The 281-nt window shown below is 44.1% G+C and carries 1 protein-coding gene; it reads left to right on the forward strand.

What is annotated here, in order from left to right; genetic code table 11:
* Positions 1-281: hypothetical protein (locus HC175_RS24080; protein ID WP_209310241.1), on the forward strand; the 281-nt coding region annotated here is incomplete at both ends.

Consider the following 281-nt stretch of genomic DNA (forward strand, 5'->3'; position numbering starts at 1 on the left):
TGAGGGGAGTGTTTTTGAAACCATTATTCCATTGGGCCATTTCAGCTTAGCCCCGTTTAGTAACAAATGGAGAGGGTGGTTAGAACTTTCAGAAAAATCTGCTGCTCATTTAGAAACTTCACTTGGCAAGATCAACCTTTCTCCCATCTTAGCCGAAAGTAGCTGGGAGAATATTTTGCTTAATTTGGTGCCTGGCTGGACCCAAAAAGGTACCAGGCTGGAACCGTTGGATTGGCCCACAAAGCAACCCGTTACAGAAGAAGCAATAAAAAAGGTACCAG

The sequence above is a fragment of the Salinimicrobium oceani genome, from assembly GCF_012037645.1.